General features: G+C 64.0%; 18 protein-coding genes. 13 read left to right on the top strand and 5 right to left on the bottom strand.

Going from position 1 to position 18,538, the window contains the following annotated elements; genetic code table 11:
* Nucleotides 1-6: 6 nt before the first annotated feature.
* Nucleotides 7-504: a GNAT family N-acetyltransferase gene (locus SxD43FB_RS02210; protein WP_096060814.1), complete on the bottom strand. Its 498-nt coding sequence runs from the start codon at nucleotides 502-504 to the stop codon at nucleotides 7-9.
* 19 nt (nucleotides 505-523) lie between these two features.
* The gene (locus tag SxD43FB_RS02205) at nucleotides 524-886 is read right to left on the bottom strand and encodes a hypothetical protein (protein WP_037473292.1); all 363 of its coding nucleotides are present in this window, start codon (nucleotides 884-886) and stop codon (nucleotides 524-526) included.
* 115 nt (nucleotides 887-1,001) lie between these two features.
* Here SxD43FB_RS02205 and SxD43FB_RS02200 point away from each other — a divergent pair, with 115 nt between their 5' ends.
* Genes SxD43FB_RS02200 through fixJ form a run of 3 tightly spaced genes read left to right on the top strand, consistent with a single transcriptional unit; the run spans nucleotide 1,002 to nucleotide 3,609 of the window.
* Nucleotides 1,002-1,817: a universal stress protein gene (locus SxD43FB_RS02200; RefSeq protein WP_096060813.1), complete on the top strand. Its 816-nt coding sequence runs from the start codon at nucleotides 1,002-1,004 to the stop codon at nucleotides 1,815-1,817.
* 20 nt (nucleotides 1,818-1,837) lie between these two features.
* Nucleotides 1,838-2,989: a PAS domain-containing sensor histidine kinase gene (locus SxD43FB_RS02195; RefSeq protein WP_096060812.1), complete on the top strand. Its 1,152-nt coding sequence runs from the start codon at nucleotides 1,838-1,840 to the stop codon at nucleotides 2,987-2,989.
* Nucleotides 2,986-3,609, top strand: a complete 624-nt coding sequence (gene fixJ / locus SxD43FB_RS02190) for a response regulator FixJ (protein ID WP_096060811.1) — start codon at nucleotides 2,986-2,988, stop codon at nucleotides 3,607-3,609. Before SxD43FB_RS02195 ends, fixJ begins: the two co-directional genes overlap by 4 nt.
* Before the next feature lie 166 nt (nucleotides 3,610-3,775).
* Here the strand turns inward: fixJ and SxD43FB_RS24590 are convergent, their stop codons facing one another.
* Nucleotides 3,776-4,072 carry a hypothetical protein gene (locus SxD43FB_RS24590; RefSeq protein WP_141249443.1) on the bottom strand — a complete coding sequence of 99 codons (297 nt, stop codon included), beginning with the start codon at nucleotides 4,070-4,072 and terminating at the stop codon, nucleotides 3,776-3,778.
* A 61-nt stretch (nucleotides 4,073-4,133) separates the two neighbouring features.
* On the opposite strand from SxD43FB_RS24590, the gene SxD43FB_RS02185 reads away from it, so the two are divergent.
* Nucleotides 4,134-5,194 (top strand): IS630 family transposase gene (locus SxD43FB_RS02185; protein WP_096060810.1). Its coding sequence is split into 2 segments (ribosomal slippage): nucleotides 4,134-4,626 and nucleotides 4,626-5,194, totalling 1,062 coding nucleotides; the frame shifts between segments, so codons are not numbered across the junction.
* A 592-nt stretch (nucleotides 5,195-5,786) separates the two neighbouring features.
* Here the strand turns inward: SxD43FB_RS02185 and purN are convergent.
* Complete coding sequence (purN, locus tag SxD43FB_RS02180) at nucleotides 5,787-6,737, bottom strand: phosphoribosylglycinamide formyltransferase (RefSeq protein ID WP_096060809.1); 951 nt, start codon at nucleotides 6,735-6,737, stop codon at nucleotides 5,787-5,789.
* Between the two features lie 95 nt (nucleotides 6,738-6,832).
* On the bottom strand, nucleotides 6,833-7,927 hold the full coding sequence (purM, locus tag SxD43FB_RS02175) for a phosphoribosylformylglycinamidine cyclo-ligase (RefSeq protein ID WP_037473269.1): 1,095 nt from the start codon (nucleotides 7,925-7,927) through the stop codon (nucleotides 6,833-6,835).
* 233 nt (nucleotides 7,928-8,160) lie between these two features.
* Between purM and SxD43FB_RS02170 the strand changes: the two genes are divergently transcribed.
* The 9 genes from SxD43FB_RS02170 to ccoP all read left to right on the top strand — a co-directional run bounded on the left by SxD43FB_RS02170 (nucleotide 8,161) and on the right by ccoP (nucleotide 18,466).
* Entirely contained in the window at nucleotides 8,161-9,450 is a 1,290-nt protein-coding gene (locus SxD43FB_RS02170; protein WP_096060808.1) for a hypothetical protein, read from the top strand.
* Complete coding sequence (locus tag SxD43FB_RS02165) at nucleotides 9,447-10,085, top strand: chromosomal replication initiator DnaA (protein WP_096060807.1); 639 nt, start codon at nucleotides 9,447-9,449, stop codon at nucleotides 10,083-10,085. Before SxD43FB_RS02170 ends, SxD43FB_RS02165 begins: the two co-directional genes overlap by 4 nt.
* 3 nt (nucleotides 10,086-10,088) lie before the next feature.
* Nucleotides 10,089-12,227: an RNA degradosome polyphosphate kinase gene (locus SxD43FB_RS02160; protein WP_096060806.1), complete on the top strand. Its 2,139-nt coding sequence runs from the start codon at nucleotides 10,089-10,091 to the stop codon at nucleotides 12,225-12,227.
* Between the two features lie 5 nt (nucleotides 12,228-12,232).
* Nucleotides 12,233-13,747: a Ppx/GppA family phosphatase gene (locus tag SxD43FB_RS02155; protein ID WP_096060805.1), complete on the top strand. Its 1,515-nt coding sequence runs from the start codon at nucleotides 12,233-12,235 to the stop codon at nucleotides 13,745-13,747.
* 208 nt (nucleotides 13,748-13,955) lie between these two features.
* Nucleotides 13,956-14,699: a Crp/Fnr family transcriptional regulator gene (locus tag SxD43FB_RS02150; protein WP_096060804.1), complete on the top strand. Its 744-nt coding sequence runs from the start codon at nucleotides 13,956-13,958 to the stop codon at nucleotides 14,697-14,699.
* A 233-nt stretch (nucleotides 14,700-14,932) separates the two neighbouring features.
* Entirely contained in the window at nucleotides 14,933-16,594 is a 1,662-nt protein-coding gene (ccoN, locus tag SxD43FB_RS02145; RefSeq protein ID WP_096060803.1) for a cytochrome-c oxidase, cbb3-type subunit I, read from the top strand.
* A gap of 12 nt (nucleotides 16,595-16,606) precedes the next feature.
* Nucleotides 16,607-17,362 carry a cytochrome-c oxidase, cbb3-type subunit II gene (gene ccoO / locus SxD43FB_RS02140; RefSeq protein WP_096060802.1) on the top strand — a complete coding sequence of 252 codons (756 nt, stop codon included), beginning with the start codon at nucleotides 16,607-16,609 and terminating at the stop codon, nucleotides 17,360-17,362.
* On the top strand, nucleotides 17,359-17,535 hold the full coding sequence (locus tag SxD43FB_RS02135) for a cbb3-type cytochrome c oxidase subunit 3 (protein ID WP_096060801.1): 177 nt from the start codon (nucleotides 17,359-17,361) through the stop codon (nucleotides 17,533-17,535). The genes ccoO and SxD43FB_RS02135 overlap by 4 nt, the downstream gene beginning before the upstream one ends.
* The gene (gene ccoP, locus SxD43FB_RS02130) at nucleotides 17,528-18,466 is read left to right on the top strand and encodes a cytochrome-c oxidase, cbb3-type subunit III (protein WP_096060800.1); all 939 of its coding nucleotides are present in this window, start codon (nucleotides 17,528-17,530) and stop codon (nucleotides 18,464-18,466) included. Before SxD43FB_RS02135 ends, ccoP begins: the two co-directional genes overlap by 8 nt.
* Nucleotides 18,467-18,538: the final 72 nt, after the last annotated feature.

Below are 18,538 nucleotides of genomic sequence, written 5' to 3'. Positions count from 1 at the left end.
TCGACGCTAGAAGCAGCGCTCCAGCAGCATCAACGCCGGGTCACCGTTGACGGCGCGGGCGGTGAAGCCCATTTCCCGCTCCAGCGAGATGGCGGCATGATTGTCGCGGCTCTCGATCGACTGGAGCTTCTTGATGCCCCAATGCCGGGCTTCCTGCGCCATATGGTCGAGCAGAGTCCAGCCGATCCCCTTGCCCTTGAGTTCGGGCAGGATCGAAATGGCGACCTCGCCAATGTCACCCGCCTTGTCCGCCGCCAATGTCGCCGCCGCGATGATCGTCGCGCCGCCCGGCTCGAATGCCAACACCGTTTCATGCCGGTGATGCTCGAACGCGGTAATGTCATGCAGTTGCGCCGGGCTGACATGGCGCACCGCGCTTAGAAAGCGGAACCGCCGGTCCTCGTCGGATACTTCGTCGAAGAAGGCGGCGAGTGCGACCTCATCGTCATGGGTGGCCGGGCGCACCGTGAAGGGAAAGCCGTACCGGGTTTCAAGCGCGATCATCAACAATATCCTTTTGCATTCAGGCCGCCGCCAACGCCTTCACCAGGAAGGGCAGGGCAGCGCCATCGGGTTCGATCAGGGTGATCATATTGCCCGCCCGGATCGCTTGCGCATCCAGCCGGAACAGCCGTTCGTCATCTTCCTTGCCCGGCGCATAGGCCAGCGCCCAGCCTTCGGCCGTGCGCAACAGGCTGCCGTGCCGGTCGGGTTCGTTGGGCCAGAAACGCCGCACCGTCGCCAGTTCAGGATGGGCGCGATAGGCCGGTTCGTCGATCACGCCATCCTCTCCCAGCGGCAACCGCAGCACATAGCTGCGGGCCACCGACCCTTTGGGAAAAGCAGGGGAACTGGCCAGCTCCAGGCGTATCGTGGTCCACGTCATGCCGGAATGAATCGGATTTGGGCGCAGAAAATTCTATAAGGACTATCCCTGATGGTGCGCGCGCCGGGGCCAGCCTAGCCATCAAGGGGCGATAAACCCTGCCGGGAGACGTGCGATGAAATCGATCCTGCTGCATATTCATGATGATGTCGGCGCGGACAGCCGCCTGCAGGCCGCCTGCGACCTCGCCCGCGCCTACGATGCCCATGTCCATTGCGTCCAGGTAACGCCGCTGCCCGATCTGGTCGCGGCCGATGTCTATGGCGGCGCGGGCTATGCCCCTTCGATCGCGGCTGAACTGCATGAGATTGACGAGGCTTATCGCGCTAAAGTGGAAGCAAGACTGGGCCATGAAGATGTCGCCTGGGACTGGCGTCAGATCGACGGCGACAGCGTCGCAGGCCTGCTCTCCGCCGCGCGGCTGAGCGACGCGATCGTCGCGACCCTGCCCGAAGGCGGGCGAGTTCACCTGTCCGATCCCTTGCCGATCGTCGCCGACCTGGCGCTGGGCGGGCGGACGCCCGTGCTGGCCGTGCCGCAGGCGTGCAAGGGTTTTGCCGTCACTGGCACCGCGCTGGTCGCCTGGGACGGGTCGCCCGAATCCTGCGCCGCCCTGCGCGCTGCCGTTCCGCTGTTGCAACTGGCGCAGGCGGTGGAGATCGTGTCCGTCGAGGAAGCCGACAAGGCCGAATTTCCCTCGACCGCTGCACCCGAATATCTCGCCCGCCACGGCATCAAGGCGCAACTGCATAGCTGGCCGCGCAAGGGCCGGGCGGTGGACGTGGCGCTGCAAGAGGCGATCGGCACGCTGGCGGCGAACTGGGTCGTCATGGGCGCGTTCGGCCATAGCCGCTGGCGCGAACTGGTGTTTGGCGGTGTCACCCGCGCCATGTTGCGCGAGACGCACGTGCCCCTCTTGCTGGCGCACTGAAAGGCGACCATGGTCGGCGCATGGCTGTAGCAGATGATGAAAGCGATGCGCTGACCGACGCGCACAGCCTGGAACAGGCTCTGCTGGGATCAATCCTGGCGACCATTCCCGATGCACTGATCGTCATCGACATGCGCGGCCGCATCGTGTCGTTCAGCGCCGCGGCGCAGCGCATGTTCCAATATAGCGAAGCCGACGTGCTGGGCGAAAATATCTCGATGCTGATGCCCTCGCCGGATCGGGAGCGGCATGACGGCTATATCGGCCATTATATCGACACCGGCGAAAAGCGGATCATCGGCATCGGCCGCCTGACCGCTGCGCGGCGGCGCGACGGGTCGACCTTTCCCATCGAATTGTCGGTGGGGGAAGTGAACGACCAGGGCCAGCGCCTCTTCACCGGCTTCATCCGCGACCTGACCGAACGGCAACAGGCCGAGCGGCGCGTCGCGGACCTGCAGGCCGAACTTGCCCATGCCGGGCGCGTCACCGCGATGGGCACGCTTGCTTCGGCATTGGCGCATGAACTCAACCAGCCGCTGACCGCGATCGCCAATTATATGGAGGCCGGCCGCGACCTGCTCGCCGCCCCCGGCGACCTCGATCGCGCCATGCTGGGCGAAGCGATGGACGAAAGCGCGCGCCAGGCGCTGCGCGCGGGCGAGATCATCCGCTCGCTGCGCGAATTCATCAAGCGCGGCGAAACCCTGCGCCAGCCCGAACCGCTGCGCAGCCTGCTGGCCGAGGGGGCGGCGCTGGCCTTCATCGGCACCGACAGCCGCGGCATCGACATGGATGTGCAGGTCGACCGCCACGTCGATCTGGTGCTGGCCAATCGCGTGCAGTTGCAGCAGGTGATCATCAACCTCGTTCGCAATGCGGTAGACGCGATGCAGGATAGCCCGGCCCGCATCCTGCGCCTCACCGCCGCGCCCGCCGACGATGGCAAGGTGGAGGTGGTCGTCGCCGACAGCGGCCCCGGCCTTGACCCCGGCATGTCGCGCACGCTCTTCACCCCCTTCACCACTACCAAGGCCAATGGTATGGGGGTCGGCCTGTCGATCAGCCAGACGATCGTCGAAGGCCATGGCGGGCGCATCTGGGCCACGCCCTCGCAATGGGGCGGCACCGCCTTTCATTTCACTTTGGACCGGGCGGACGACCTATCATGAGCGAACCCTATCCCCTCTATGTCGTGGATGATGACGACGCGATCCGGCGCTCGCTCGCCTTCCTGCTCAAGACCAGCGGCTTTGGCGTGCAAGTCTTCGAAGGCGGGCTGCCCTTCCTGAAGGCTGCTGCGACGCTGCCGCAGGGTTGCGTCCTGCTCGACGTGCGGATGCCCGACATAGACGGGCTGGAGGTGCAGCGCGAACTGCGCGCGCGCGGCATCATGCTGCCGGTCATCATCATGACCGGCCATGGCGACATCGACATGGCCGTCGCGGCGATGAAGGCGGGCGCGAGCGATTTCATCGAAAAGCCGTTCGAAAAGGCAACTCTGCTCGCCTGCATCGAATCGGCCCGCAAACAGTCGATCGCCACGCGCGGGGTCGGCGCGCGGGCGCAGGAGGCGCAGGCCCGCCTCAACATCCTGACCGACCGCGAACGCGAAGTGCTGGACGGGCTGGTCGAAGGCCTACCCAACAAGACCATCGCCTATGACCTGGGCATCAGCCCCCGCACCGTCGAAATCCACCGCGCCAACCTGATGCAGAAACTGGAAGTCCGAAGCCTAGCCGAAGCCCTCCGCATCGCCTTTCACGCTGTCGAAGGGGCACCGGTGGGATAGGCCGGTCGATAGCGTAAGTTCTAAAATCCTCCCCTGCAAGGGGAGGGGGACCACGAAGTGGTGGAGGGGTATTGCCCGCTCAATAGCGCGAAACCCCTCCGCCAAGGCTACGCCCTGCCACCTTCCCTACTAGGGGAGGATAGCTGAAACGACCAAAATCAGCCGTTTATCCAAATTGACGACCGTGCAGATAGCGGACCAAGTCTCTCGCATGTGTCCCCCAATGGAAGAACTGAAGCCGAAAAGACCAGTGGGCATCATCGGGGCCGATATTATCGGCCAGCCATATTACGTCGCGCATATCCAAAGTGATATCGCCGATGTCATCAATGGCATCCCCCATTCCCATCGCGGTATGCGGATCATCTATGGGGTCTGCTAGCGAGTAAAGGCCGTAGGCGGGAAATCGAGCACCCACTTGACGAAAAAAGGCTAATACCAACGCGCGTTGGTGCTGACTCACGTCGGGGATTCCCAAGAGGCTAAGATTATGATTCGATATTGCAGGCACATGGAGGCTTGCGATGGCGGCGGCGATTGGTGTTCGAACTGACTACACATCAGCGGATTTGCGTGTCGTTGCCCGACGATGCGGTGATGGGGACCATGTGCGTCGTCTATTGGCGGTGGCACTGATCCTGGACGGCGGAAGCCGTAGCGAGGCAGCGAAAGTTGCCGGGGTGACGCTGCAAATCGTGCGTGACTGGGTTTTGCGGTTCAATGAGTGCGGCCCTGATGGCCTGGCAACGCGCAAGGCCCCCGGGCGGGCGTCGATCTTGAACGACGAGCAGCGCGCCAAGCTTGCCGAAATGGTTGAGACCGGGCCAATCCCGGCGGCGCATGGTGTCGTGCGCTGGCGACTGTGCGACCTGGCGCAGTGGATCCGGGACGAGTTCGCATTATCGGTCACGCGTCACACGCTTGGGAGAGAGCTTCGCGCTCTGGGGTATCGCAAGCTCACCGCGCGACCCCGTCACCGTGGCCAGAAGCCCGATGACATTGCTGTTTTTAAAAAGAGTTCGCTGCCCGTTTGGCGCAAATCAAACGACGCCTCCCAAAAGGCACGCCCCTAGAATTATGGTGGCAGGATGAAGCGCGCGTCGGCCAACAAACCAAGCTCACCCGGCGCTGGGCGAAACGCGGCACGAGGCCATCAGCGCCAAAAGATCAACGACGATCGTCGGCCTGGCTCTTCGGGGCGATTTGCCCCGCGCAAGGCAAGGCTGCAGGCATCGTCATGCCAAGGTGCAACAGTGAAGCGATGAATATGCACCTTCACGAAATTGCCTTCCATATCGCGCCGGGGGCGCATGCCGTGTTGCTTCTCGATCAAGCCGGATGGCATGGCTCTGCCGAACTGGTCGTTCCACCCAACATCACGTTGATGCCGCTGCCGCCCAGATGCCCAGAGTTGAACCCGGTCGAAAACGTGTGGCAGTTCATGCGCGACAACTGGCTGTCGAACCGTATCTTCAAATCATACGACGATATCATCGATCACTGCTGCTACGCCTGGAACAAACTCGCCGACCAGCCCTGGCGCATCATGTCCCTCGGACTACGCCAATGGGCACATGGGTTCTGATCAATGCGCATTGGTATAAATCGCTCTCGCGCGGCGGATCAACGTCGTAGTTTGTCGGCCCGACATCTGGTGCATCATGATAAGCCGCAATCAGTCGATCGAGAGCTGCTGTCAGCACAGCATCGGTAGGCACCGGACCGTCCCATACTACGGAAAGAAAATGGCGAGCTGCCTCGATAGCAGTTGAACTTTGCATCACCAAAGAATGCCACGCCATCTTGCGGTGTTCAACGGCCGCTGACCTCGTAAATTATTTCAAAGCCAAATAGGCCCTTACCCACCCTTTTCCGTCACCCCAGCGAAGGCTGGGGTCTCACGAGATGACGCGATAGAGGTGCGACAGGCACAAAGCTCAACTGTTCCGCGCCTCCACCTGAGATGCCAGCCTGCGCTGGCGTGACGGGTGATTTACACAATGTTGGCAGTATCCCGTTCCGTAGCGCCTCGAAGCAGAGCGTGTTCCCCCTCCCGCCGGCGGGAGGGGGTTAGGGGGTGGGCTTGCGCGAGGGTGCGTTTACCCACGCCGCTGCGACCAAGGGCCTGCTGCGCAACCCAACTCTCGCTGTCCCGCCCGCCCCAAAAAGCCCCCCCCCTAAAAGTCCGCCGCAATATCCATCAGCCCCAGCAGCTTCTTGGGCGCAACCTGCCGCCAGCTGGCGCGCAGCCGTTCTGCGATATGCTCCCAGTCGGTATCACCCAGGTCCAGGCGGATGCCGACCCAGTCGGTGCCGAAATAGGCCGGGCGATAATAGCGTTCCGGGTCGGCTTCGATCAGGTTCGCCTGTTCTTCGGGCGCGGTGGTCTTGACCAGCAGGGCGAGGATGCCGTCGCCATGATGGTCGCGGGTGAAATAGGCGAACTTCTTGCCTTTGACGATGCCGAAGCAGGGCATGCCGTGGGAGAGGATCTCGTCCGCCTGCGGCAAGGCCAGCGCAGTTTCGCGCACCTTGTTGAGCAGCCAGTCCGGGTGGCGCCCGCGGCTGACGAACGCAGCGAGGGTGCGGCTGTAGAGCTGATGCTCCGCGATCAGTGTGCGGGCGGCCAGCGTATCGGCATCGTCATCAGGCAGGATCGCGACCGGCGTCTGGCCCAGCACCGGGCCATCGTCCAGCGCCGCCGTCACGATATGCACCGAACAACCCGTATGGCTGTCGCCCGCGTCGATCGCGCGTTGATGCGTGTCCAGCCCCTTATATTTGGGTAGCAGGCTGGGGTGGATATTGAGCATCCGCTCTTCCCATCCCGCGACGAATTCGGGCGACAGCAGCCGCATATAGCCCGCCAGCGCGACAAATTGGGCACCCGCCGCGCGCAACTGCGCATCGATGATCTGGTCGAAATCGGCGCGCTTCAAGCCCTTATGGCTCTGGCCAAAGGTCGCAATCCCTTCAGCAGCAGCGAGTTTCAGCCCCGGCGCATCCGGATCATTGGCGGCGACCAGCACGATTTCATAGGGACAGTCGTCAGCCTTGGCCGCGTAGAGCAGCGCCGCCATATTGGACCCGCGCCCGGAAATCAGGACGCCGACTTTGGCTTTGTGCATTTTCACAACCTCCGTTCGGGCTGAGCCTGTCGAAGCCCTGCTCGTTACTTCAAAAAGAACGGCCCTTCGACGAGCTCAGGGCGAACGGTGTGTTACTAACCCAAATGCGTCGCCGACCAGTCGGCCTTCGCGCTCCAGGTCTCGGTCGATCCGCGCACGGTGCAGCCCTTGTCGCCTGCCTGCACCACGCCGATGCGGTGGACGCTCTCGCCCGCCGCAGCCAGCGACGTGGTGACGCCCGCGACATGCGCTTCGTCCACGGCCAGCACCATGCCGATGCCGCAGTTGAAAGTGCGCGCCATTTCGGCGGGATCGATATGCCCCTGCGCCTGGAGGAACGCCATCAGCCGCGGCTGTTCCCAGGTGTCGGCATCGACCATCGCATGGCACCCATCGGGCAGCACGCGGGGGATGTTTTCCAGCAAGCCGCCGCCGGTGATATGCGCCAGCGCATTGACCATGCCCGCGCGCACCAGCGGCAGCAGGCTCTTCACATAAATGCGCGTCGGCGCCATCAGCGCGTCGATCAGCAGCACTTCATTGTCGAAGATCGCAGGGCGATCGAGCTTCCACCCCTTGTCGGCGGCCAGGCGGCGCACCAGCGAGAAACCGTTGGAATGGACGCCCGACGAGGCGATGCCCAACAGCACGTCGCCCGCCTTCACCCGGTTGCCGGTCAGCACCTTGGTCCGCTCGACCGCGCCGACGCAAAAGCCCGCCAGATCATAGTCGCCCGGCGCATACATGCCCGGCATTTCGGCGGTTTCGCCGCCGATCAGCGCGCAACCCGCGATCCGGCAGCCCTCGGCGATCCCGGCGATGACGCGCTCGGCAACGCCGCTCTCCAGCTTGCCGGTGGCATAATAATCGAGGAAGAACAGCGGTTCGGCACCCTGCACGATCAGGTCGTTGGCGCACATGGCGACAAGGTCAATACCCACGCCGTCATGGCGGCCATGGTCGATCGCCAGCTTCAGCTTCGTGCCAACGCCATCATTGGCCGCGACCAGCAGCGGATCGGTAAAGCCCGCCGCCTTGAGGTCGAAAAAGCCGCCAAAGCCGCCCAGTTCGGCATCCGCGCCGGGACGGCGGGTGGCCTTGGCCAAAGGAGCGATGGCGCGCACCAGCGCATTGCCGGCGGCGATGTCGACGCCAGCCTTGGCGTAGCTATAGGATTCGGTATCGGTCATGGGAGACGCGCCTAGAGCAATCGATGCGAAAACGGAACCGTCCATCTGTTGGCCCCCTATAACGGGCCGCAAACACACCGTTCGGGCTGAGCTTGTCGAAGCCTTCTACTGAGCGAAGCGAAGCAGCTTCGCCTTCGGCTCAGCGCAGGGCTTCGACTTCGCTCAGCCCGAACGGCAAGTTGGGTGAAGGTTGGCGCTTGGCATATAGGGCAAATCCCGCCAAAAGGGCGCGCGTGAGCCTTGCCCAGACCTTTTCCCGCCTCTCTCTGTCGCCCGGCGCAGCCCTGCGTGCCCTGTCGCGCCCGGCACAGATCCTGTTCGCCATCGTGCTCGGCCTCGCGGCGGCCGCGCTGTTTGCGCAGATGGAGGGGGAGCGCGGCGTGCCGCCGATCGCCAGCGGCGGCGATTTCGAAGTGCGCGGCGTCAAGGTCGATGTCGTCGCCAAGGATGCCGACACCGCCCGCTATGCCGGCTGGCGCATGGCCCAGCGGCAGGCGTGGCGGATGCTGTGGAGCCGCACCCACAGCGGCGCAGGCGCGCCCGCCCTGTCCGATTCGCAGATCGAGGCGATGGTGTCGGGCATCGAGATCGATTATGAACAGGCTGGGCCGACGCGTTATGTCGCGACGCTCAGCATCCTGTTCGACCGCGCCCGCACCGGCCAGTTGCTTGGCGTATCGGGCAATGCGATGCGCTCGCCGCCCTTGCTGGTCATTCCCGTGCTGTGGGACGGCGGCTCGGCGGTCTCCTACGAACGTACAAATGAATGGCAAAAGGCCTGGGCACGCTATCGCACCGGCGACAGCGCGATCGATTATGTCCGCGTTGCCGGGTCGATCGCCGACCCGATCCTGCTGAATACCGGACAGACCGGACGGCGCGGGCGGCTATGGTGGCGCGTCCTGCTCGACCAATATGGCGCGGCGGATGTGGTGATCCCGATCGCCCGGCTCGACCGCGCCTATCCCGGTGGCCCCGTGACCGGCACCTTCACCGCCCGCTACGGCCCCGACAACAGCCTGATCGGTAGCGTCACGCTGCGCGCGTCCAACGACAGCGGCTTGCCCAAGATGCTGGACGAGGGCGCACGGCGGCTCGATGAACTCTATATTCGCGCGCTCAACGACGGCCGCCTGCGGCCCGACCCCTCGCTGATCATCGAGGAACCGGTCGATCCCGCCACGCTGGAGCTGGAAAATGTGACCGAGGCGATCGTCGAAACGACCGAATTGCCCACCGCCGCCACGACCGGCACCAGCTTTGCGATCCAGTTCGACACGCCCGATGTCGGATCGGTGACGCAAGGCGAGGCGGCGGTCCGCGCGGTGCCGGGAGTCCGCTCGGCGACGACCAGCAGCCTGGCGCTCGGCGGTACATCGGTGATGCAGGTCAGTTTCGAGGGCACGGTCGAAATGCTGCGCGCCGGGCTTCAAGCGCGCGGCTATACCGTCGCGGCGTCCGGCACCACGCTGCGGATCAGCCGTCGCGCCGCGCCCGCCGGACCCGCCCCCGCCGCGCAATGAGCCAGATCAGCCTGCCCTTCGACTGGCATGGCGATGCGCGCGACGGGGATTTCCTGGTCAGCGAGGCCAATGCCCAGGCCGTCACCCATTTGGAACGCTGGCGCGACTGGCCGCTGTCGGTCAGCGTGCTGACCGGCCCGCCGCGATCGGGGCGCTCGACGCTCGCCCGCCATTTCGCGCGCTTGAGCGGCGGCACCATCATCGACGAGGCGCAGGGGCAGGACGAACATCGCCTGTTCCACGCCTGGAACGCGGCGCAGACCGACCGGCGACCGCTGCTGATGGTGGGGCGCACTCCGCCCGCCAGCTGGACCGTCGCCTTGCCCGACCTGCGCTCCCGACTGGCGGCGGTGCCGCATGTCGCCATCACCGAACCCGACGAAGCGCTTGCCCGAGCGCTGATCGCCCGCGCCTTCGACCACGCCGGTGCGGGCTATGCCGCCGATCTGCCGGACTGGCTATTGCGCCGGATAGAGCGTAGCTATGGCGCGATCGACGCCGTCACCCGTTTGCTCGACGCGGCGGCGCTGTCATCTGGTCGTAAGATTTCCACCGCACTGGCGAAAGAGGCTCTGCAAGCTGCCGGATTTCTGCCTATAGTGCCGCCCGATCCTTCCACCGCCAACCGCGAGTAATCCGTGGCCGAAGCCGATCCCACACCCAGCCTATCGCTGCACAGCGAACGCTATTTCAACCGCGAGCTCTCCTGGCTCGCCTTCAACCAGCGCGTGCTGGAAGAAGCGATGAACCGCGCCCATCCCTTGCTGGAACGGCTGCGTTTCCTGTCGATCTCCGGCGCGAACCTGGATGAGTTCTTCTCCGTCCGCGTCGCCGGGCTGAAGGGGCAGCAGTTGCAGGATGTCGATCTGCGCTCGGTCGACGGGTTGACCGCAGGGCAGCAGCTCGCCGCGATCGCCGCCGAAACCGCGCGGCTGATGGCGGCGCAGCAAAAGGTCTGGGGCATATTGCATGGCGAGCTGGGCCAGGTCGGCATCGAAGTCATTGGCCCGTCCAGCCCCATGGACCCCTTATGCGAAGCCTGGCTGCGCGATCATTTCCTGACGCAAATCTTCCCGATCCTGACGCCCCAGGCGCTTGATCCGGCGCATCCCTTCCCCTTCATCCCCAATCAGGGGCTGTCGATCGTCTTCGACCTGCAACGCCTGTCGGACAAGCAACCGATCCGCGAGTTGGTGATGATCCCCGCAACGCTTGACCGCTTCGTGCGCGTGCCGGGGCCAACGGCCCGCTATATCGCGCTGGAGGCCGTGGTGCGGCGCTTTTCGGGCGATCTATTCCCCGGCTATCAGGTCCGCAACAGCGGCGTGTTCCGCATCATCCGCGACAGCGACATTGAAATCGAGGAAGAGGCCGAAGATCTGGTCCGCCACTTCCGCAGCGCGATCAAGCGCCGCCGCCGTGGCCGCGTGATCCGCATGGAAATCGAAGAGCGTATCCCCGAACCGGTCGAGGAAATGCTGCAGGACATGATCCAGGGGCATGAGGCGATCATCGCCGAGGTCGAGGGGTTTGTCGGCATTGGCGATCTGTCCGGCATCGTCGATGAAGACAGGCCCGACCTCAAATTCGAACCCTATGCGCCGCGCTTTCCCGAACGAATCCGCGAATATGGTGGCGATTGCTTCGCCGCGATCCGCGCCAAGGACATTGTCGTCCACCATCCCTATGAGGCGTTCGACGTCGTCGTCTCCTTCCTAAAACAAGCAGCGATCGACCCCGATGTGGTAGCGATCAAGCAGACGCTCTATCGCGCAGGCAAACAGTCGGCGATCATCCGCGCGCTGATCGACGCGGCGGAAGCGGGCAAGTCCGTGACCGCCGTGGTTGAACTGAAAGCCCGTTTCGATGAGGAACAGAATATCCTGTGGGCCGATGCGCTCGAACGCGCCGGGGTGCAGGTCGTCTATGGCTTCATCGACTGGAAGACCCACGCCAAGATTTCGATGGTGATCCGGCGCGAGGGCGAGCAGTTCCGCAGCTACTGCCATTTCGGCACCGGCAATTATCACCCGATCACCGCGCGCATCTATACCGATTTGAGCTTCTTCACCGCCGATCCGGCCTATAGTCGCGATGCCGCTGCGCTGTTCAACTATATCACCGGCTATGTCGAACCCAAGCGGCTGGAAAAGCTCGTCATGTCGCCGCGCGACCTGCGCGATCGGCTGTGCCAGCTGATCGATGACGAGATTGACCATTGCCGCGCCGGACGGCCGGGCACTATCTGGGCGAAGATGAACAGTCTGGTTGACCCCGCGATCATCGAAAAACTCTATGCCGCCAGCAATGCGGGCGTGCAGATCGACCTGATCGTGCGCGGCATATGCTGCCTGCGCCCCGGTGTTCCGGGCATGTCGGAAAATATCCGGGTGAAATCGGTCGTCGGCCGCTTCCTGGAACATAGCCGCATCGCCGTGTTCGGCAATGGCAAGGCGCTCCCCAATAATGGCGCGAAAGTCTATATCAGCTCGGCCGACTGGATGCAGCGCAACTTCGACCGGCGCGTCGAATTCATGGCCCCGATCGAAAATCCCACCGTCCATGACCAGATTCTCGACCAGGTGATGGTCGCCAACCTCATCGACACTGAACAAAGCTGGGAACTCGACAGCGACGGCCATTATGCGCGCGTCGATGCGGGCGAAAAGCCGTTCAACCTCCACCGCTATTTCATGACCAACCCGTCGCTGTCGGGCCGGGGTGCCGCGCTCGACAATGAAGCGGTGCCCACTTTGCGCCTGCGTGGGCGGGTTTGACCCTCATGAACTCGATGCTCAGCCGGGTCCGCGCCGCTGCCCAGACCATGGCGACCTCGCCGCAGCCCGCCACCGCGCGCACGGCGATCATCGACATCGGTTCCAACAGCGTGCGCCTCGTCGTCTATGACGGCCCGCGGCGGCTGCCCTTCATCCTGTTCAATGAAAAGGTGATGGCGGGGCTGGGTGCCTCGCTCGCCCGGACCGGGCGGATCGAGGAAGAACCGATGGAGCGCGGCCTGCGCGCGATCGGCCGTTTCGCGCATTTGTGCCAGGATATGAAGGTCGCGCATATCCGCTGCGTCGCCACGGCGGCGGTGCGCGATGCGACCAATGGCGATGAATTCATCGCCCGCGCCGCCGCCATGGGCCTGACCGTCGAAATATTGACCGGCGCGCAGGAAGCAACCGGCGCGGCCATGGGCGTGCTGTCGGGCATTCCCGGCGCGGATGGCATCGTCGGCGATCTGGGCGGCGGTAGCCTGGAACTGGCGCGGATTCGCGACGGCGCGGTCGAACAGACGATATCGCTGCCGCTCGGCGTGCTGCGCCTGCCCGAAATCCGGGCCAAGGGGCCGGGCGCGCTGGAACGGCGGGTCAAGGCGATGATGGAGAAGGCGGGCTGGCAGCCCGAACCCGACCTGCCCTTCTATCTGGTCGGCGGATCGTGGCGCGCGCTGGCGCGGTTCGACATGCAATTGACCAATTTTCCGCTGCCCGTCGTCCATCAATATGAAATGACCGCCGCGCGCGCCGAACAATTGACCCGCATCGTCTCGCATGTGGGCCGCGCGCGGCTCAAGAGCATCCCGGCGATGAGCGGATCGCGCATCCCGACCCTGCCCAATGCCGCTGCCCTGCTGTCGGTCGTGGTGCGACAATTGCGATCGAGCCGCCTTATCGTGTCGGCCTATGGCCTGCGCGAAGGGCTGCTCTACGAAGATCTGCCCGCCGATATTCGCCAGGATGATCCCCTGCTGGTCGCGGCCGAAGCGGAAGGCGAGGCCCAGTCGCGCTTCCGCGGCCATGGCGACCGCATCGAACGCTGGATCGCACCGCTCTTTCTGGACGACAGCGCCGATCTGCGCCGCATCCGCCGCGCCGCCTGCCTGCTCGCTGATGTCGGCTGGCGCGCCAACCCCGATTTTCGCGCCGAACGCGGGGTGGAGATCGCGCTGCACAGCAATTGGGTCGGCATCACCGCAGCCGAACGCGCGATGCTGGCGCAGGCGCTGCACAGCAATTTCGGTGGTGGCCTGTCCGTCCCGCTCGGCGTCGAACAGTTGGCCTCCCCCGAAGCGCTGCACCACGCCGCGCTATGGGGCCTTGCGATCCGCCTCGCACAGCGTCTATCGGGCGGTGTCGAAGGGCCATTGAACCTATCGCGGCTGGCGCGCGAAGGCGACCTGCTCACTTTGTCGCTGCAAAAGGACGATGCAGACCTGTTCGGCGAAGCCGTCGAACGCCGCTTGCGCCATCTGGCCCAGGCCATGAGCGTCAAATATCAACTGACCGCCTGATCTTCCCTCTGCCACCGCTGCCCGTCATCCCAGCGAAAGCTGGGTTCTCCATTCTTATAGAGGCTCACCTGAAAGAGAAGTGAGATGCCAGCGTTCGCTGGCATGACGGAAACAGACCCACCGTCTGTCTCGCGCTCCCTCCGCATCCTGGCGTGGCTAGGGATATTTACGCATAGGTCGGTGTCCACCGTCGCGTCATGCAGCGGACATGGACATGCAATTTGACGGGGCGCAAAATGGTGCCCTTCCGCTGATGACGCGCGCCTGCGCACCCCAGTCTTGCGACCAGTGCGGGGTGCGCGATCGGGCGATTTGTGCCGACTTGTCGGAGACGGATCGCGATGCGCTCAGCCGGATCGGGCGGCGGGTGACGCTGCATGCCGGGCAGACGGTGATGTGGGAGGGGGATGACAGCATGGTCGTCGCCAATGTCATCGAAGGGACGCTGAAACTGGCGACGTCGACCGGCGACGGGCGCGAGCAGATCGTCGGCGTGGTCTATGCGTCCGACTTTATCGGTCGCCCCTTTGGTGCGCGCACGCCCCATAGCGTCACCGCATTGACAGACGCGCGACTGTGCCTGTTTCCGCGAGGGCGCTTCGATGGCTTCGCGCGCGACCATGGCGACCTTCAGCATCGGTTGCTCCAGCGCACGCTCGACGATCTCGACCGCACCCGCGCCTGGATGCTGCTGCTGGGGCGCAAGACCGCGCGGGAGAAGGTCGCGACCTTCCTGCTCGACATGGCGCGGCGGTTGCAGGCTGACCCGACAGGGACGATCGAACTGCCGCTCTCACGCCAGCAGATTGCCGATATTTTGGGGACGACCATCGAAACCGTATCGCGCCAGATGAGCGACTTCAAGCGGCGCGGGATCATCGCGCTGGTCGGGCGACGCGGCGTGCGGCTGGTCGATGGCGCGGCGCTGGAGGCGTTGGCGGAAGGGGTCTGATGGCGCGCGATAGCGTGTCGCGCCTTCGATAGGGGGACACCCCTCCGGCTGGCCTGCGGCCATCCACCTCCCCTGCCAGGGGAGGATTTGATCGTCGAGGTCGTCGCGCCAGACCCTCTCGTACCTCTCTACGCACTATCCCGTAAAGACCCGCGCCCGGCGGTTTGACAGAGGTCAATGCATGGGGGCGGCCTGTCGAACACAGGGTCGCTGAGCCTTTTACGGGGAATATCATGGACCGATTGGTAATGAGGACGGGCGGCTGGTTCGCGCTCGCGCTGGCGGCCTTCGCGGCGATGCTTGGCGCGGTGGACAGCGGATTTGCCGTTCATATGGGGATCGTCTGCGCGGTCGGACTGCTGCTGGCGATCCTGACGATGCGCGGCGCGGATTATGCGGGGCTGGCGCGCGGCATGCTGAAAATGCCGGCCGACCAGGGCAAATATGATGATGATCCGGTCCGCTGGGGCGTGATCGCGACCGTGTTCTGGGGTCTGGCGGGTTTTCTCGTCGGGCTGGTCATCGCGTTTCAGCTGGCCTTTCCCGCGCTCAACCTTGGGCTGGAATATACCAGCTTCGGTCGCATGCGGCCGCTGCATACATCGGCGGTCATCTTCGCCTTTGGCGGCAACGCGCTGATCGCGACGAGCTTTTATGTCGTGCAGCGCACCTGCCGCGCGCGGCTGGCATTCCCGTCCATGGCCCGCTTCGTCTTCTGGGGCTATCAGCTGTTCATCGTGCTGGCCGCGACCGGGTATCTGATGGGGATTACCGAGGGCAAGGAATATGCCGAGCCCGAATGGTATGTCGATCTGTGGCTCACGGTCGTGTGGGTCTGGTACCTGCTGGTGTTCGGCGGGACGATCCTCAAGCGCTCCGAGCCGCATATCTATGTGGCCAACTGGTTCTACCTCGCCTTCATCATCACCATCGCCATGCTGCACATCGTCAATAATCTGTCGATGCCGGTCAGCCTGCTGGGGTCCAAGAGCTACAGCGCCTTTGCCGGGGTACAGGATGCGCTGACCCAATGGTGGTATGGCCATAATGCGGTGGGCTTCTTCCTGACCGCCGGCTTCCTGGCCATGATGTATTATTTCGTGCCTAAGCAGGCAGAACGGCCGGTCTACAGCTATCGCCTGTCGATCATCCACTTCTGGTCGCTCATTTTTCTCTACATCTGGGCGGGGCCGCACCACCTTCACTATACGGCGCTGCCCGACTGGGCGCAGACGCTGGGCATGGTCTTTTCGGTCATGCTGTGGATGCCGAGCTGGGGTGGGATGATCAACGGCCTGATGACGCTCAACGGCGCCTGGGACAAGATCCGCACTGACCCGATCATCCGCATGATGGTGATGGCGCTGGCCTTCTACGGCATGTCGACCTTCGAAGGGCCGCTGATGTCGATCAAGGCCGTCAACAGCCTGTCCCATTATACCGACTGGACGATCGGCCATGTCCACTCCGGCGCGCTGGGCTGGAACGGCATGATCACCTTCGCTTGCCTCTATTATATGACGCCGCGCCTGTGGGGCCGGGAACGCCTCTATTCGCTGCGGCTGGTGAACTGGCACTTCTGGCTCGCGACGCTGGGCATCGTTCTCTACGCCTCGTCAATGTGGGTGGCGGGCATCATGCAGGGCTTGATGTGGCGCGAATATGGGGCCGATGGCTATCTCGTCTACGCCTTCTCCGAAGTCGTGACCGCGATGTTCCCCATGTATCTGATCCGGGGTGCCGGTGGCCTGCTTTACCTCGCCGGGGCGATCATCATGGCCTGGAACATTGGCAAGACCATCGCGGGCAGCAAGCTGCGCGAGGAGAAGCCGATGCACGACGCCGCCTTCGATCCGGCGGCCGACAAGCCGCTCCTCGCTGCCCAGCCTGTATAAGGAGACGCCGACATGGCATCCAAATTCTTCGACCATGGCAAGCTGGAGCGGAATGTATCGCTGCTCGGTATTGCCGCCCTGATCGTCGTCGCCATCGGTGGCATCGTGGAAATCGCGCCCCTCTTCTGGATCGACAATACGATCGAGAAGGTGGAGGGGATGCGGCCCTACACCCCGCTGGAGTTGGCCGGGCGCAACATCTACATCCGCGAAGGCTGCTACAACTGCCATAGCCAGATGATCCGCCCATTCCGCGACGAAACCGAACGCTATGGCCATTACAGCCTGGCCGCCGAAAGCATGTACGACCATCCGTTCCAATGGGGGTCCAAACGGACCGGGCCGGACCTGGCGCGGGTCGGCGGGCGCTATTCCGACGAATGGCATGTCCAGCATTTGAAAGATCCGCGCGCCGTGGTGCCGGAATCGATCATGCCGACCTATCCCTTCCTCGCCGAGCGCGAGTTGAAGGGGGGTGATATGACGGCGGATCTGACGGCGCTGAGCCGGGTCGGGGTTCCGTACAGCGATGCGGACAAGGAAAAGGCCAATGAGGACCTTAAGGCCCAGGCCGATCCCAATGCCGATACGGCTGACCTGATCAAACGCTATCCCAAGGCGCAGGTGCGCGATTTCGATGGCGATCCGAACAAGCTGACCGAGATGGATGCGCTGGTCGCCTATCTCCAGATGATCGGCACGTTGGTCGATGTCGACGCCGCCAAGCCGCTCGAAGGCCAGCCGCAGCCAAAGGAGGGGACGCGATGAGCTATAACGCTTTGCGGCATTTCGCCGATAGCTGGGGCCTGGTCTTCATGGCCCTGACCTACATTCTCCTCATCGGCTGGCATTTTCTGCCGCACGGCCGCCATGCCAGCAAGCGCGCGGCCACCATGATCTTCGAGCCAGACACGGAAAAGACGGAGGCCGACCATGGCTGACGATAAGAACCCCAAGATCGACGCCGCCACCGGCACCCAGTTCAAGGGGCATGAGTGGGACGGTATTCAGGAATTGGACACGCCGCTGCCGCGCTGGTGGCTGTGGACCTTCTATGCCAGCATCCTATTCGCGATCGGTTATGTGATTGCCTATCCGGCGATCCCGATGCTCAACGACTATACGCGCGGGATGCTCGGCTGGTCGAGCCGGGGGGCGCTGGAACAGGAACTGGCCGCGCGCGCCGATCAGGTGGCGCCCATTCACCAGGCAATCGCCGCGACCACGATCGAGAAACTGGCCGGGCAGCCGCAACTCATGCAGGCCGCGATCGAGGGTGGGCGCGCCGCGTTCAAGGTCCATTGCGTCCAGTGTCATGGATCGGGCGCAGCGGGCGGCAAGGGCTATCCCAACCTCAACGATGATGACTGGCTGTGGGGTGGCGACCTCGCCACGATCGAAAAGACGCTGATTGATGGCATCCGCAATCCGGGTCATGATGCGACGCGCGTGTCGATGATGCCCGCCTTTGGCCGCGACCAGTTGCTCACCGCGCCGCAGGTCGATGATGCCGTCGCCTATGTCCGGGTCGCCAGCCGACAGGATAAGCCCAGCGCCGCCGCGCAGCGCGGGGCGACCCTGTTCGCCGACAATTGTGCGGTCTGCCATGGCACGGATGCCAAGGGCAATCGCGCGCTGGGTGCCCCCAACCTGACCGATGGCATCTGGCTCTATGGCGGCGACACCGAGTCCATCCACCAGAGCGTGTGGAACAGCCGCCAGGGCGTGATGCCGCGCTGGGACGACAAGCTCAGCCCCGCGACCATCCGCATGCTGGCCGTCTATGTCCATAGCCTGGGCGGTGGCGAGGCGACGCTGGTGGAAGCGGCGGCCGCGGCGGACAATGGAGTTGAAGGCAATGTGGCCCAATAAAGCCCCGATCCTTGCCTGGAAGGGGAGGGGGTGCGCTTTTAGCGCAAGGCTTGCGACGCATTGCCCGCCCCC

Origin of the sequence: Sphingobium sp. D43FB, from assembly GCF_002312805.1 — a bacterium.
Lineage (GTDB): Bacteria > Pseudomonadota > Alphaproteobacteria > Sphingomonadales > Sphingomonadaceae > Sphingobium.
This window is presented reverse-complemented; position numbering and strand designations above follow the sequence as displayed.

Excerpts from the sequence above, each read along its gene's own strand:
- SxD43FB_RS02150 (WP_096060804.1), top strand. The coding sequence starts at position 13,956 with ATGGACATGCAATTTGACGGGGCGCAAAATGGTGCCCTTCCGCTGATG.
- SxD43FB_RS02200 (WP_096060813.1), top strand. The coding sequence starts at position 1,002 with ATGAAATCGATCCTGCTGCATATTCATGATGATGTCGGCGCGGACAGC.
- ccoP (WP_096060800.1), top strand. The coding sequence starts at position 17,528 with ATGGCTGACGATAAGAACCCCAAGATCGACGCCGCCACCGGCACCCAG.
- purM (WP_037473269.1), bottom strand. The coding sequence starts at position 7,927 with ATGACCGATACCGAATCCTATAGCTACGCCAAGGCTGGCGTCGACATC.
- SxD43FB_RS02165 (WP_096060807.1), top strand. The coding sequence starts at position 9,447 with ATGAGCCAGATCAGCCTGCCCTTCGACTGGCATGGCGATGCGCGCGAC.
- fixJ (WP_096060811.1), top strand. The coding sequence starts at position 2,986 with ATGAGCGAACCCTATCCCCTCTATGTCGTGGATGATGACGACGCGATC.
- SxD43FB_RS02135 (WP_096060801.1), top strand. The coding sequence starts at position 17,359 with ATGAGCTATAACGCTTTGCGGCATTTCGCCGATAGCTGGGGCCTGGTC.
- SxD43FB_RS02210 (WP_096060814.1), bottom strand. The coding sequence starts at position 504 with ATGATCGCGCTTGAAACCCGGTACGGCTTTCCCTTCACGGTGCGCCCG.
- SxD43FB_RS02195 (WP_096060812.1), top strand. The coding sequence starts at position 1,838 with ATGGCTGTAGCAGATGATGAAAGCGATGCGCTGACCGACGCGCACAGC.
- purN (WP_096060809.1), bottom strand. The coding sequence starts at position 6,737 with ATGCACAAAGCCAAAGTCGGCGTCCTGATTTCCGGGCGCGGGTCCAAT.
- SxD43FB_RS02155 (WP_096060805.1), top strand. The coding sequence starts at position 12,233 with ATGAACTCGATGCTCAGCCGGGTCCGCGCCGCTGCCCAGACCATGGCG.
- ccoO (WP_096060802.1), top strand. The coding sequence starts at position 16,607 with ATGGCATCCAAATTCTTCGACCATGGCAAGCTGGAGCGGAATGTATCG.
- ccoN (WP_096060803.1), top strand. The coding sequence starts at position 14,933 with ATGGACCGATTGGTAATGAGGACGGGCGGCTGGTTCGCGCTCGCGCTG.
- SxD43FB_RS02205 (WP_037473292.1), bottom strand. The coding sequence starts at position 886 with ATGACGTGGACCACGATACGCCTGGAGCTGGCCAGTTCCCCTGCTTTT.